This window comes from Paenarthrobacter sp. A20 (assembly GCF_024168825.1).
In the GTDB taxonomy this organism is placed as follows: domain Bacteria; phylum Actinomycetota; class Actinomycetes; order Actinomycetales; family Micrococcaceae; genus Arthrobacter.
In genome coordinates this window covers 3,145,732-3,158,090 of sequence record NZ_JALJWH010000001.1, presented here as the reverse complement: position 1 = coordinate 3,158,090, position 12,359 = coordinate 3,145,732, and the positions used below count along the sequence as shown (strand labels likewise).

The following is a 12,359-nucleotide window of genomic DNA, read 5'->3' as shown; positions in this document are numbered from 1 at the left end:
GAATGAAATGAATATCCTTGAAGCCACGGCTGGCCAGCAAGCTCAGGAGCGGGGCGTCAAACTCCCGCTCAGTCAGGCAGCCTAGGAAGCTGCTTACGACGTCTCTTAGCATTCCATTCCCCTCGTTTTCTTTCGACTATCTGGTCCAGGGCAGACCTCTGATCCTCCGTAAGGCCTTGGACAAGCTTCATGTTGTCTGGATGAAGCACCAGGCGCATGCCATGATTGCCATTCTCATCGAAATCAAAGTCTAGTTTTTCCAAGCTTTCGCTAAGAACTTCAAAAAAGGGTCGATCACCAGCTTCGACAACTTGACCATGTTCCTCTGAAACCGCACTGATGTGATCGAGAATATTCTTCGTTGCCTGTGCGCCATGTGCTTCAGACATTTCATAGAGCTTTGTAAGGAAATCCTCAACGTCAAAGTCCAAGGGCTGCTCTACAGAGATCTCCCACTCATATCTGAAGAGCGTGCCCTTGACGTCCGGGGTCTCACGTCCGGCACCCCGCCGCCCGGAATCAACTGAGTGATCCGGAATGTCATCCATCGTGGTTGACTCAATCGACGCAAGCAGGGGGCTGGATGCCTTGGCCAGTTCCCTTGACGCCCGGGTGAACCACACCAACGCACCATGCGCATACTCCTGCGGAACAGCATGGATGAAGCGCTCAGGAGCCTCCTCTATCCCGCTCTCCGATTCTGAACCTTCGTGTACGGTTTCGGACAAAGCGCCACCTTTTCTATTCCTACACGCCACAACTTTACGCACTAGGCGTCATGTGACGAGTGAATGACTCCCTACTCCACGGCGCCGGTCGTAGAAGCCAATCTTCCGTTGTCCCGTCCAAGTCGGTACTGAGATGGAATTGGCAGTGACCTATCAATCGGGCGGCACAACCTAAGAACACGGCTCCGGGAATATACTCGCGGCCAAACGAATTGCGAATCGTATGTGCGAATTTTCACCCCGCTGCAAAGTTGGCAGCCATAGTCGCGGCGGAACGTGTCCGTACACCGGCTTCCGAGGAGGAACACCGGTTCCCGCGGCTGACACTGCATTCTCTGATTCCTTCCCGCGCAATCCCAAGCCGATGAACCGGGCAACCACAGTCGTTCGCCCACATGCCGTTCGACGTGAGCGGCCCCGAAGGACAGAGCCGAGGTTGGATTCAGCACGACGAAGCCTCGCAATTGTCCAGAATCGGCTTCGGGCGAACGTCGCTGACGTTACTTCCTCCGGTGTCCCGGGTGAGGCCAATCAGTTTGCAAGCCGCTGGGTCTTCCGACCAGACTGCGTCTACTCCGTCGCGGCAGAGGAAGTGGTTGCCTCCCAGGAGTTCTACCTGCGCTACCGCTGGAAGAAGAAGCATTGGCTGTGCAGGATTCTTTGGGTAGCCGCCGGCTCGCTCGCCGGTGTACGGTCGCAGGGTCCTGCGGGCCGGACCATTGCGCGGCTGTCCACGAAGGCAGGAGTCCCGGTATTCGCGGCCAAGCTGCTCGATAGGTTCGCTTCCAGGGTCATCGACCCATCACTGCCCGGTTCGCCTCAACAACTCGCGGATTTCCTGCAGGTCGTTGTCGCCTTGGCGTGTCCTGACGCCGAGAACTGCACTCACGGCGAGAAAGCCATCGGGTTTATCCTGGCCCCGGGGACAGATGCCCGCTTGCGTGAAATCGCAGGATTGGAACCGGCAACTGCTACTGATCTTCCAGGCGGGGCCTAACGGACATTTCCGGCACCCCCGGGTAGGTTGCGAGCGTGAACGATCCGGCACGAGAGAACCATCGCGGTCCTGATGGAATGCAGTCGGCTGGTGCGACGATCCCAAGGCGGGCGGCCCTGAAGACAATTGGCGCACTGGCAGCGGTTATTCCAGTGGGCGGCTGCGCTCTTTACCTCCCTACGTTCCAGCCGCCGGAAGAGCTGCAGGCCTCCATGGTCATCGGCACGTGGCGTAGCCGACATGAGGACGACGCCACAGACATCGCCTTCCGGGACAACGGGACCTTTGACTGGACGGACGCTCCGGGCGGAGTGTTCGCAGACTGGCCCTCGTCGAAGAATCTGGACTGGACTGCGAGGCTCTCCTATTCCGGTGAATGGAAAGTCGCAAAGAGTTCGGGAACACCATGGGAGATGACAGTTCATATGAGCCCGAAGTTTCCCGCCGGTGCCTTCGGGTTTGAATTATTCACCGAGGGCCGCGGAAAGGACCGAAGGCTGGTCATCTGGCTCGGCGATCCCGATCAGGTCGATAAGCTGGTCTTCACGCGCCGGCCGTGAAACCAGGAAACCGCGACGTCGTCAAATGCCTCTCCCCTCGAAGGCACAGACGTGAAGCAAAAACACACCAGGATGAAGCAGTTCCTTCAGGAAGTAGTCCTCGTAGGAAACCAGTCCAACGCCTCAAGCTCCGGATGACGCCGCAGTGCCTCGATCAATTCCTTGCTGCCGAAGACCTTGGACCCCAGCAGATCCCAGTCCGTCCACACGAGCCATGATCGGTCCTCAGGCCACCAGAACTCAGGTGTCTCGTAGGGAGGGTCGCGTCGTAGAAGTGCAGGAAGCAAGTCTCCGGTATTGAAGTAGAAGACCCGTCGGTGCATGTAACCGTCGGCACCAATCACCTGACCAGCAATGTCGTCCTCGGCCCGGCCGACAGCACTGAACACTGCCTCCAGACGGTACGACGTAGTGGCAGCCTGCAAGACGGGCAGGAGCTCTTCGAGCTCGATCTGGCCGATGGTCGCATCTTTGGGTTGATACACGAACGAGGCACCAGGCAGGACGAGCGCTGCCTCGTCCCACCCAAGGAACGCCTCCCAGCGGAAACAGGGCGGAACCTCCAGTCCGTCCCAGAACGCTCCGCGCAACGGAACGCCCTTGATCCGGGCAACCTCGCTCCAGCGGAACCTGATGAATTCGACCGGGGGAGCAACAGTGTAGATGTCAGGGATTTCCTCCCACGCCAGAGAGCCAGGATCAACACCGGCTGGGCACACATACTGGTTGTGGAGAATCCAAACGCTGTCTTCGCACCCGGGCGGCAGAACAGCTGTCTCTGCCGAAGCAAGGACATCATCACCCGGCCAGAAAAGATCGTCCGTAAATCCCTTGGTTGACCAACCCGGCGGCATCTTGCTTCGGGCCGATGTGGCCAGCCGCCATCCAGGTGGCAGTGCAGCGTCTTCTGCAGTCATGAGCCGAACCTACCAGCAGGTGAAACGAGAACTGTCGTCCATCCGGCGCAACGCCGTACCGCCAAAATACCGGCTGGCGGTGTCCCCGGAAAGGCACGGGTTATCCATAAGCTGTCGCTATGGGGAAAACACACTCATCATCATTGAGTTACGTGGCCGTACTCATGGTCCTGACGGCCTGCGCCGCGCCTGCAACTCCGCCTCCTACGAATAACGATTCGTCCGCTCCGTCTTCACAGTCTGCTTCTCCGGCCGTGACACTGGCCGATGCCGAACGGGTGACCAAAGCCGAAGCGGCTGCAGCGAATGAACTCCCGGACGCGCCGATCTGGAAGGGAATGACTTTCAAAGGCACAGTCGTCAACGCCTCGGAAGTCTGCGTCGACCGGACCTGGCGGCCGGGAGGTGGCATCGACAACAAAGGCGGTAACGCCGGCTATGTCGTGGTCACTTTCCCCGCAGAAACCGTCGGCAAACCACAGTCCGGACTATGCGCCGGCTACGTTGCGGCCGGACCAAAACAGCCGGTCAAGGTCGATGTCCCGGCTGACCTCGCCAAGGATCCTGGCCTACTCATCAGCACATCCTTTGGTGATGAGTGGCCGTTGACGGTTCCCTATGTCATCGCGCACTGCGAAAGAATCAAAGTCGCCGGCCGTAACCTGCAAGTAGCAACCGTCACAGCACCGGATGGGAGGATCTATGCAGCCAACGGAACAGCCAAAGATCATGGCAGCTACCCGGGTATCGATCCAATCTGGGCCGCCAATCCTGACGTTTCCGGGCTCAAAATCGACCTCTCTCCGGTAATAGACGCGGCTCTCAAGCTTTGCGGATGATGAGTGGAAGGGGCCCTTTCAAGGCGCCCTGCACCGCTTGTTCCGAAGTATCACGGGAAGACGCGATATGGACAGCGCTCCCAAGGCGCGAACACGGAAAAGTACAGCCGATGGGGGCCATCGATCAGATGCCCAGCAGCGAACGGACGGCTATCTGGTTGGACGTCATCTCTACGACTTCCAGTAACCGGCTTCCGGGTTGAGCTCTCTGGCCAATTCCCAGAACACATCGAAATCCATGTCCAGGAAACCCTCGGCATCGTCGAAGAACACCCCCGCTCGTACGTTTCGGCGAAGGTAACAAGCATGTCAGCAATTGATTTGTGCTGCTGCCGTCAGATCCTGCGAGGTCAGGTCTCAGGCTATGGCCCGTTGAGCCTTTGTCTGACGACAGACATCCGAGATCATAGACCTCATCCTGACGGTCCGCGCACTCGAGAGAGCGCAGCCCTGCCGCCCCTCGTCCCTAGAATGCACCTGCTCACCGAGAGATACGTCGGGCCGGCGCAACAACAGGGTTTTCGCTTGGTCATGTCGTCGAATCCGGCGGGCGGAATGAACACGTGACGGCAAGAAAGAGAGCAGACCGTGGTCAGAAAAAAACAGACTTAAGTGTGCACAACGTACACACCCACTTTGGCCCGACAAAGTCACTTTCGGCGCCGTGAAGGGAACGGAAATCTCGTGGTTCAACCCGGCGAAACAGAAATCTCCCGAAGTCATGTCGTACCTAATCCCCCCGCCCATGAAGATGTGTAGGCCACTCCGGACCTATCGGACAGAACAGAAAGAAGGAACCCAGTGACCCCAGCTCAGAGCCAGCGGAGCGCCCACACGCCAGGACGCTGATCCCGCGCCCCCACCCAAACTGAACAGGCCGCACCCGGCGGCCAGGCACAAGCCGGGACTCCCAATCAGAGGGACTTGTCAACATTTGTCCACACTTAAAAGCAAAAACCCCTCTGACGAGGGGTTATGCCGTGCCCGAGGTGGGACTCGAACGCGATTCCAGGCCTTGTTATTGCTGGGAAGTGGCGGAAACATGCGGAATCCGGGCCAGTCCGGCGGCTGTACGGGCCAGTCCAGGGCGGAAAGTGTGGACATTGTCCACAATTCTTTTTTGGCCATGAACGTGCGCATGAGGACGCCGTGCCCGGCCGGGAATCGGAACGCACAACGGGGCGCAACACAAGTGCCGACACGACCCGCAGTGCCGACAATTGTGGGGGCGACACATCTTCATCAGATGTCTTCCTTTCACGCTGTTACAGCGGTTCGAACCGCCGGGGACATTACGGGTCTGGCCACCGTCGAAAGGACTTCCTCGACCAATGCCGGAAGGCCGTTCTTCTGCCGTTTATGTGGCGAAGGTAAGCATCGCGAGGGAACTCTATGCAAGGTGGCGCAGGGTCCAGGCGCAGCGACGACTGGTTACGTCGCTGTACAAATATCTAACCGTCATCCGATCCGTGGACAATGGATTTGCGGCACGCCGTTCACAGAACTCGCCGTTCCATCCGCTACGTTGGGTTTATGTCAACGACAGGTCTTGAACTACGCCTCAGGGAAGGCCGGGAAAGGGCTGCCGTACACAGGTTCACAAAGACATTGGAAGATGTGGTGCTTGCCCTCGGTGAGATCGACCGTTTATACCTGCATCGCGGGTCGCGGCCAACGTGGATCATCGAGTCCCTGCAGCACCAGGCGAACGATGCGATCATCCGACTTGAACCACGGAGCAACTCCCGCACCCGGGATCTGTCGGACATGCGCCGCCCGATCGACGCGTTGGTAGAGGGAGTTAATAGCCTCGGTGAACGCGCCGAGATCCCAAAGCTTTACAGTCCTGAAACTGTGGAACGCATTAAGCGCATAGCAACGGGTGGGGAGGCATACGACCAAGTGTCAGTAGCGGCGTACAACGGCCGGGTCGGTGAGGTAGCTGTGCTCTCGGACGTGGTTCGGGATAATGCCACCGCTGCTGTCAAAGGTAAAGAAACGGCCCCCGGTGCCCTATCTGGCGTCCTCGACACCGTGGGCTCAACCCCGCGTAGAAACTTCCTTCGTGTCAGGCTTTTTGACCGGCAAACTGAACGTGCCGTGTCCGGCCACGCCGCTCCGGCTCTCGCGGAGTCTCTCCGTGAGCATTGGAACCATAGAGTTCTCGTAGGCGGCGTAGTGACACGCAACGCTCAAGGACAGGCGATCCGCATTGAAATTTCTGAAATTGAGCGCTTGCCGGAAGACGATTCAGGCATGCCTTCTGCCCGTGAGATGTTGGGTATCGCTCCGGATTGGTTGGACGGGATGAGAGTGGACGATTACATGCGGGGAGTCCGTGGTGGCTAAGAACAGCAGCAAAGTGCCCGTTCCGCTGATCTATGTGGACGCATGCGTCTACCTAGACCTGATAACACGAAACGACGATGAGGACAAACACACTGGGGAGCCACGTTGGAAGAGTGCCCTGGCAGTTTTCAACGCAGCTGAATCAGGACAGTTACGCCTGGCCGCCTCGCCACTTCTTGAGGCTGAGGTCTCTTGCAACGGGGCAGCGCGGAAAAATTCCGAACGCATCCGCAAAATGCTTCAGGGCTGGTTCCAGGCTGAATCTACGGCGTGGACCGAACTGGACCGCTTCTTAGTCCGAGATGCGCTCCAACTCATTCAGGATTTCGGCCATCTTCGCTTCAACCCAATAAAGAAGCTCCATGCCGCAGACGCCCTTCACCTTGCCGCCGCGGCAAGACTCAATTGCGACTACTTCTTCAGTCACGATGGTGGTTTTCCACTAAACCGGAAGGTCGAAGCCATGGTCGTCCAATCACCACGAGTCGTTTGGCAGGAAGCGCTGTTCGACCACCGCAGCGCTAAGACGACGTAAGGCTCGCCGAGAACACCGGAAAGGTGCCAACTCAGCGTATTACTGACGGCAATAATGAGATTTGCATTCAATGGACCCGTCAACCCTAAACAGTACCTAATGCTCCGTCTGAATTTTTGGGGTGATATCACGGACGGTCACCATGGCTTATCGAAACCGAACGAGCATCGTCACTCGCCGCCATCCCCGTCCAGTGTTAGCTGGATCTCGGCGAATACATCAGGCACTGCGTAGCCAATCGCTTCTCCTGGTCCATCATAAACAGCCCAGAGGGGGTCCGATGCATCTTGGCTCACATGGTTGCGTTGGACCAACTCAGCCTTTGCCCGATCAGCGGGCATTCGGAACCTCGTCAGATGCCGCTTAGCGTCACCCCATCCTAGAATCTTTCCAATCTCGGCCCTTTCGATATATCCACCAGCCCGAGCGGCTCCGATGATCACGTCACGCTGACGCTGGTAACCATTCTTTTTCAATAGCTCCAGCAATTCGGCATAGGCGCTCTCACTCCAAGTTGACAGAGAGACCTTCACATCCTGTGAGATAGTGGACAAAATCTCCCGAGTTCCGGCATCAGTCACAGCGAGTTCTAGGAGTTCGTCAAAGGTGAGAACGTACATGGGGCCACCCGTGACTTGAAGCGACTCAAGCTGAATACGCGGATCAACCCGGCGGAGCGCTTTATCTCCCTGCTGGACTTCCCAAATATCTGGCTTTCTTTCTTCCGTAACGAATATGAACCCGTCGGAGAATCCATGCGCGCGGCAATGCGCCAGCATTTCCATCCAGACGTAATAGTCCCCCGCTGCTTCATCGAGTGATCCCTTGTTTCGGTCAGTCTTTCCAGGGCCTACGGGGTCATCCTGGTTCACTCGCTCAACGTATAGCGCTTTCCATCCCGCCAGAGTCTCGTTCTCTGGCGGGGCGAGGAGGTGACCTGCCTCGAACGCAGTGGCGACCTCATCAAGCAGTGCGTGCGTCCCGCTCCCCCGCCGAATTGCTGTCACATCGACCTGCTCGCCGAGCCAGCCGCGAAGCTGCCTATCGACACCATCAAGCCATTCGTTTACTTCACCAAACTTTTCTTGAATCTCTGCATGAAAGCCCTCGATTTGCTCCGCAGTGACTCCGTTAACCTGCCCCTGAGGCCGGACCTTCTTGACCTCAGCAAGCATTGAGTTCATCGCTGTTTCGAGCATACCCCGGGGCTGAAATAGACCGGGGAGTGGGACATTATTGAGCACAGCGTCCGAATACGCTTGGCGGTGGAGCTCTGCTTGTACTTGATGGGGAAGGTACGTTCTCTCGCTCAAGTTTCGTATGGATTCGATGAGAGTAGCGCGTGGGTTGCTGTGTAGCTTCCATAGGTTACGGAACACCATCGTGTCGAAGTAAATCGGAATCCCTTTTTCGAAGGAGCTTCGAACTTCGTCGTCCGTATAGACGTGCAAGTGGGGGTGAACTATCGGGAATGACACGACCAAGCTCAATCTCCACTCTAAATTCTGCCAAAAGGCTGCCCGGCCAGTTGGTAAGGCCATGTCATCAATCACTGTCCCGATGAGCCTAATCGTGTGTTCTTGCCAGGACAAATTGGGAAAGTAAGACTGACAAAGTCGGGATCGATGAACATCACGAGCATGTGTTCATCTTCTTTGACGCCTACTCGGTCTTAAACTGGTAGCGCAGACCACACCGCCCTCTCAAGGAGCACTGGTATTGCTGGATGGCAGTTAGCGGCACCGGCTGAGCGTCCCATCATCCGCCGTGTCAGACCGGCGTTGTTATCGCGGCCTCGCCATCATAAAAGATGACCAACACTAGATGAAGCCAACCCGTTTCAGTGCGTACATCAGTTTTCGCACCTTGAACGAAGTTCTAACAGGATGACTTACGCGCGATCGATGCACGGCACCACCGGAACCGCCTGAAAGATAGAAATGAACCACGAGGCCGAAGGGGCAGTTTCAGCGCCATGTACCCGAACGGACTACATTTGCCGTGTCTTTGGGTGATGCAGAACGGGCACGTAGGAGCGGTCATATGACTAACCAGATATGGTCTGCGCCTATATCGGCGCATATGTCCGTATCGTCCACTCCCCTGTTTCTGTTTGTTCGGCTGAAGGCCCAGATACTGGGCAAAAGCGTTCGCAGATAACCCAGGGGACTCGTCGTGACAGCGACCGCTTCCAAGTACCCCTTCAGGACTGCGCTTCAGCTTCATGAGTGCCCTTCGCCCCGGGGTACTCGCTCGACCAGTCGTTTCGTCGCTTCGATATCGACCGCGGAGGACTGCGGTCATAGTGCCGGCTTGCTAAGCGCCTATGGATGGCTGAAGCCCCCGCAGAACGGGCCTCGTCAGGAAAAGCCACAAGCGCCGAGGAGTCAGGACAATGAACGCGCTCACCATCAAAGACCCAGCCGACCTGCTCAGCTTCATCGGCCACACGCTCGGCTTCTGGCCACAAGAAAGCCTCGTCTGCATCACCCTCGACAAAGACAAAGTCGGCGCCACCCTCCGGATCGACCTCCCCAAACAGCCAGGCCTAGAGGTCCACTTCGCCCAAACCGTCGCCGCCTACCTCATCACCGACGAACGAGCCAACGGCGTCGTCTTCGCTCTCTACACGACAGAAGCCCCGGAACCAGGAGAAGCACGACCGCAGCGTGCCACCATTGCGGCCCTCACCGGAGTCCTCGCCCAGGAAGGCATCACCATTCGTGATGGCATCTACGTCACCAACACCACCTACTCCCCCTACGACACCCGCTCAGGTGACGACATGGCCATCCCTATCAGCAGCACCGAATATTCCCGGGTCAACGCCGAATTCATTTACCGAGGCAGTAGCATCGCCCCCACCAACCAAGTAAGCCTTCCGACGGCGACCCACAAGCAACAGGACGCTGCCGCCGTCGGACGCTACATGGAAGCCATCACGGACCGGCCGCCGGCGGTGGCCATCGAAGATGCGCATCGGCTCTGGACCGGGATGCTGAGCACCAGGGATTACCCCGCCGATCAGGAGGTCCTGAAGCTCGTCGCCTACTTCCAATTTGCGCATATCCGCGACCAACTCATGGCAGATATCCCTGGCATCGATGAAGCACCCGAACGCATCCTCTTCGCCCAAACCAGCACAGCACCGGACTGGTCCAGGATCGAATGGGCTCAGGACCTGCTTCTGCACACTTACATACGGACCAGCCCCGAACACGCAGCACCCATCCTCACCACCATTGGCTACATCAACTGGTGGGAAGGCAGAGGATCCAAAGCACACCAATACATGCAACTCGCCCTCGACACCGACGCCGGCTACCGCTTCGCACGCCTCACCGACCACATGCTCGGCGCCGGCATCATCGCAGGCTGGAACACCCACAAAAACACCGCCTACCGGAACAACTTGGAAATGCCGTGACCCCGGAACGCACGCGCCAGGCCTGCTGTTCAGTCAGCTCGGCCCGCGAATCTTCGGGTCGATCACGGGCAGCCACTGGTTGACGGAACTGTGTTATCGGCTCCTTAAATTGTGCGGGTGAGTGCTCCCAAAACGGTGCTGGATTGCTCTAACAAGAGCATCAGACCGCCGGCACTTTGAGGCACGTTGCTTCTATACGTCTAAGTTGGCGAGGACTAGTCATACCCACATCCGAGACTTTGTAGCCCATAAGCCGTCAGTCGACTGAGGCTGACATTTCCATCCCTTCAGCCACCTCAACAGCCTCCCAATTGACTCGTTTCGAGAAAATTGCCCCAAGCGTCAGCGGCGTATTTTCCGTAAAGACACGAGCAACACCAAAATGCATGTCAAATTTGCTTCCTTCGAGGGTCCAGTTTTTGCGAATGCGTGACCAGTCCAACATCACTTCCGACTGTGCTGACACGTTCGCCATTTTGAGGCCACCATCAAAAGTTACTTCCTGAAAGCTCGACCGCGACATGAAGATGGCCTCGTTAAATCCCGCCCTGCCCTTGAAATAGCTCTTGTCGAACCTGAGGGTTCCCGTAAACTCGACTTTCTTGAAGCCCGCGCCGCCCATAAACTTGGATTGGTAAAAATTGGCATCGCTCTTGAAAAGAGTGCCTTCAAAGACGGCATCCGATCCAAAGTATGTCGTTGCAAATCCCGCTGGCGCGGAAAAGCTTGACTCCTCAAAATTTGCACTTTTTTGGAACTTGGCGGAACTAAATACCGATCGACCTACAAAGTCGGATCCTCTGGACGAGAAGACACCGCTGAACGTAGCGGAAGTGAATGTAGCTCGCCCTTGGCACGTCAGATGGTCAAAGTTGGCCTGTTTGGCAAAGCGAGCCTTTGTGAAGGAGCAGTTTTCCATGAAAACGGCCCTTTGGAAGTTAGCCTCGTCTTCAAAGAGGGCATCAGCAAAATATGCACTCTCAAGGAAAGTAGCGTTAGAGAAGTCGGCAGTACCCCCTACTACAACTCCTCGAAAGTCGCCTTCCACCAATTGGGCGCCGGCCAGGTTGACTGAGACGCCGGTCCAATAATCTTTTGATCCTGGACGCAGGTGAGAGGTGACGATCCTAGTAACCGACCTTCTAACCTCGACCTCGCGTTGATTTTCCTCGACAGGCCGTCCTTCGGGGCTCTTCACAGGCATCCTCAAGTAAGCGCAGAGAACGTCGACGCAGCTCTGGCGCTGAGCGGGGTCCTCCCATTCAGAAGCCAACTGCGCCATACCATATGCGCCCGCCAATCGTATGGCTTCTTCATCATGTCCGAGTTGCTGGGCGCAGGTGACATAACGGCCGCGCAGCTCATTCAGGCGGTCAGCAGCCCTTTGCTCACGCAACTCCAGCACACGTTGCCTTTCGACTGCAACGGCTTCATTTCGCCTAGCATCTTCTACGGCCTGCCTCAGATCCAGATCCTCACGGCTGAGTACCAAAATCTTTTCCTGGGCAACTTGGCGTCGGAGTGCCACGACGATGCCGACGGTCGCCGCAATGATTCCCAGAAGTACCGCCGTCGAACGCGCAAGGTCATAAGGATCAAGCACATTGGGTTTTACCTCGGGTGGCACTAGGTTAGACCCGAGGAAGTGTGCCAGAGCCCAATAGACTAGGGCTGCGGCAACTGTTGCGCCAACGACAGACAGCGGAATCCAGATCCAGAGCAATCCAGTCTTCATTTCTTTGCTGGTCTTCTGGGAAGTTAGCGGCGGAACAGCCTTAGCCTGAGACATGTGGACACACTACAGGCAATCCATGAAAGCCTTTTAGTCGCAGGGGTTTGCGTCGCCCTAGCGCCGTGGACAATCTTGGCCTTGATGGCTTTAGTAGACGACGAGGTTGAGACGACCTGCTTGTTCACAGCTAGTGCACCGAATGGTAGCGGTTTGGGACTGCCCCCAGTTTTGTTGACTCCTTGACCTAGCGAGCTTGTGCTCGTGGAAGGATGTTG

10 protein-coding genes are annotated in these 12,359 nt (G+C 57.0%); 6 read left to right on the top strand and 4 right to left on the bottom strand.

The window, feature by feature from the left end; all coding sequences use genetic code 11:
- Nucleotides 1-68: 68 nt before the first annotated feature.
- Nucleotides 69-728, bottom strand: coding sequence for a hypothetical protein (locus tag J3D46_RS14645; protein ID WP_253467956.1), 660 nt, complete (start codon nucleotides 726-728; stop codon nucleotides 69-71).
- Nucleotides 729-1,164: 436 nt separating this feature from the next.
- On the opposite strand from J3D46_RS14645, the gene J3D46_RS14640 reads away from it, so the two are divergent.
- The gene (locus tag J3D46_RS14640) at nucleotides 1,165-1,725 is read left to right on the top strand and encodes a hypothetical protein (RefSeq protein ID WP_253467954.1); all 561 of its coding nucleotides are present in this window, start codon (nucleotides 1,165-1,167) and stop codon (nucleotides 1,723-1,725) included.
- Between the two features lie 35 nt (nucleotides 1,726-1,760).
- On the top strand, nucleotides 1,761-2,285 hold the full coding sequence (locus J3D46_RS14635) for a hypothetical protein (RefSeq protein WP_253467952.1): 525 nt from the start codon (nucleotides 1,761-1,763) through the stop codon (nucleotides 2,283-2,285).
- Nucleotides 2,286-2,371: 86 nt separating this feature from the next.
- Here the strand turns inward: J3D46_RS14635 and J3D46_RS14630 are convergent, their stop codons facing one another.
- Nucleotides 2,372-3,202 carry a hypothetical protein gene (locus tag J3D46_RS14630; protein WP_253467950.1) on the bottom strand — a complete coding sequence of 277 codons (831 nt, stop codon included), beginning with the start codon at nucleotides 3,200-3,202 and terminating at the stop codon, nucleotides 2,372-2,374.
- A gap of 119 nt (nucleotides 3,203-3,321) precedes the next feature.
- Here J3D46_RS14630 and J3D46_RS14625 point away from each other — a divergent pair, with 119 nt between their 5' ends.
- The 3 genes from J3D46_RS14625 (at nucleotide 3,322) to J3D46_RS14615 (ending at nucleotide 6,925) form a co-directional block, all read left to right on the top strand.
- Nucleotides 3,322-4,041 (top strand): DUF2511 domain-containing protein, encoded by a 720-nt coding sequence (locus tag J3D46_RS14625; protein ID WP_253467948.1) that lies wholly within the window; start codon nucleotides 3,322-3,324, stop codon nucleotides 4,039-4,041.
- 1,533 nt (nucleotides 4,042-5,574) lie between these two features.
- Nucleotides 5,575-6,390, top strand: coding sequence for a hypothetical protein (locus J3D46_RS14620; RefSeq protein WP_253467946.1), 816 nt, complete (start codon nucleotides 5,575-5,577; stop codon nucleotides 6,388-6,390).
- Nucleotides 6,383-6,925, top strand: a complete 543-nt coding sequence (locus J3D46_RS14615) for a PIN domain-containing protein (protein ID WP_253467944.1) — start codon at nucleotides 6,383-6,385, stop codon at nucleotides 6,923-6,925. The genes J3D46_RS14620 and J3D46_RS14615 overlap by 8 nt, the downstream gene beginning before the upstream one ends.
- Nucleotides 6,926-7,095: 170 nt before the next feature.
- Here J3D46_RS14615 and J3D46_RS14610 read toward each other — a convergent pair whose 3' ends face one another.
- Nucleotides 7,096-8,466, bottom strand: a complete 1,371-nt coding sequence (locus J3D46_RS14610) for a PIN-like domain-containing protein (protein WP_256492432.1) — start codon at nucleotides 8,464-8,466, stop codon at nucleotides 7,096-7,098.
- Between the two features lie 854 nt (nucleotides 8,467-9,320).
- Between J3D46_RS14610 and J3D46_RS14605 the strand changes: the two genes are divergently transcribed.
- Nucleotides 9,321-10,352, top strand: a complete 1,032-nt coding sequence (locus J3D46_RS14605) for a DUF4192 domain-containing protein (protein ID WP_253467942.1) — start codon at nucleotides 9,321-9,323, stop codon at nucleotides 10,350-10,352.
- 256 nt (nucleotides 10,353-10,608) lie between these two features.
- Here the strand turns inward: J3D46_RS14605 and J3D46_RS14600 are convergent, their stop codons facing one another.
- A complete protein-coding gene (locus tag J3D46_RS14600; protein ID WP_253467940.1) occupies nucleotides 10,609-12,141 on the bottom strand; it encodes a pentapeptide repeat-containing protein in 1,533 nt (510 codons plus the stop codon).
- Nucleotides 12,142-12,359 lie beyond the last annotated feature (218 nt).

What these genes read in the sequence shown, in the direction of transcription:
- J3D46_RS14630 (WP_253467950.1), bottom strand. Translation starts at nt 3,202, where the DNA reads ATGACTGCAGAAGACGCTGCACTGCCACCTGGATGGCGGCTGGCCACA.
- J3D46_RS14625 (WP_253467948.1), top strand. Translation starts at nt 3,322, where the DNA reads ATGGGGAAAACACACTCATCATCATTGAGTTACGTGGCCGTACTCATG.
- J3D46_RS14620 (WP_253467946.1), top strand. Translation starts at nt 5,575, where the DNA reads ATGTCAACGACAGGTCTTGAACTACGCCTCAGGGAAGGCCGGGAAAGG.
- J3D46_RS14610 (WP_256492432.1), bottom strand. Translation starts at nt 8,466, where the DNA reads ATGGCCTTACCAACTGGCCGGGCAGCCTTTTGGCAGAATTTAGAGTGG.
- J3D46_RS14605 (WP_253467942.1), top strand. Translation starts at nt 9,321, where the DNA reads ATGAACGCGCTCACCATCAAAGACCCAGCCGACCTGCTCAGCTTCATC.
- J3D46_RS14600 (WP_253467940.1), bottom strand. Translation starts at nt 12,141, where the DNA reads ATGTCTCAGGCTAAGGCTGTTCCGCCGCTAACTTCCCAGAAGACCAGC.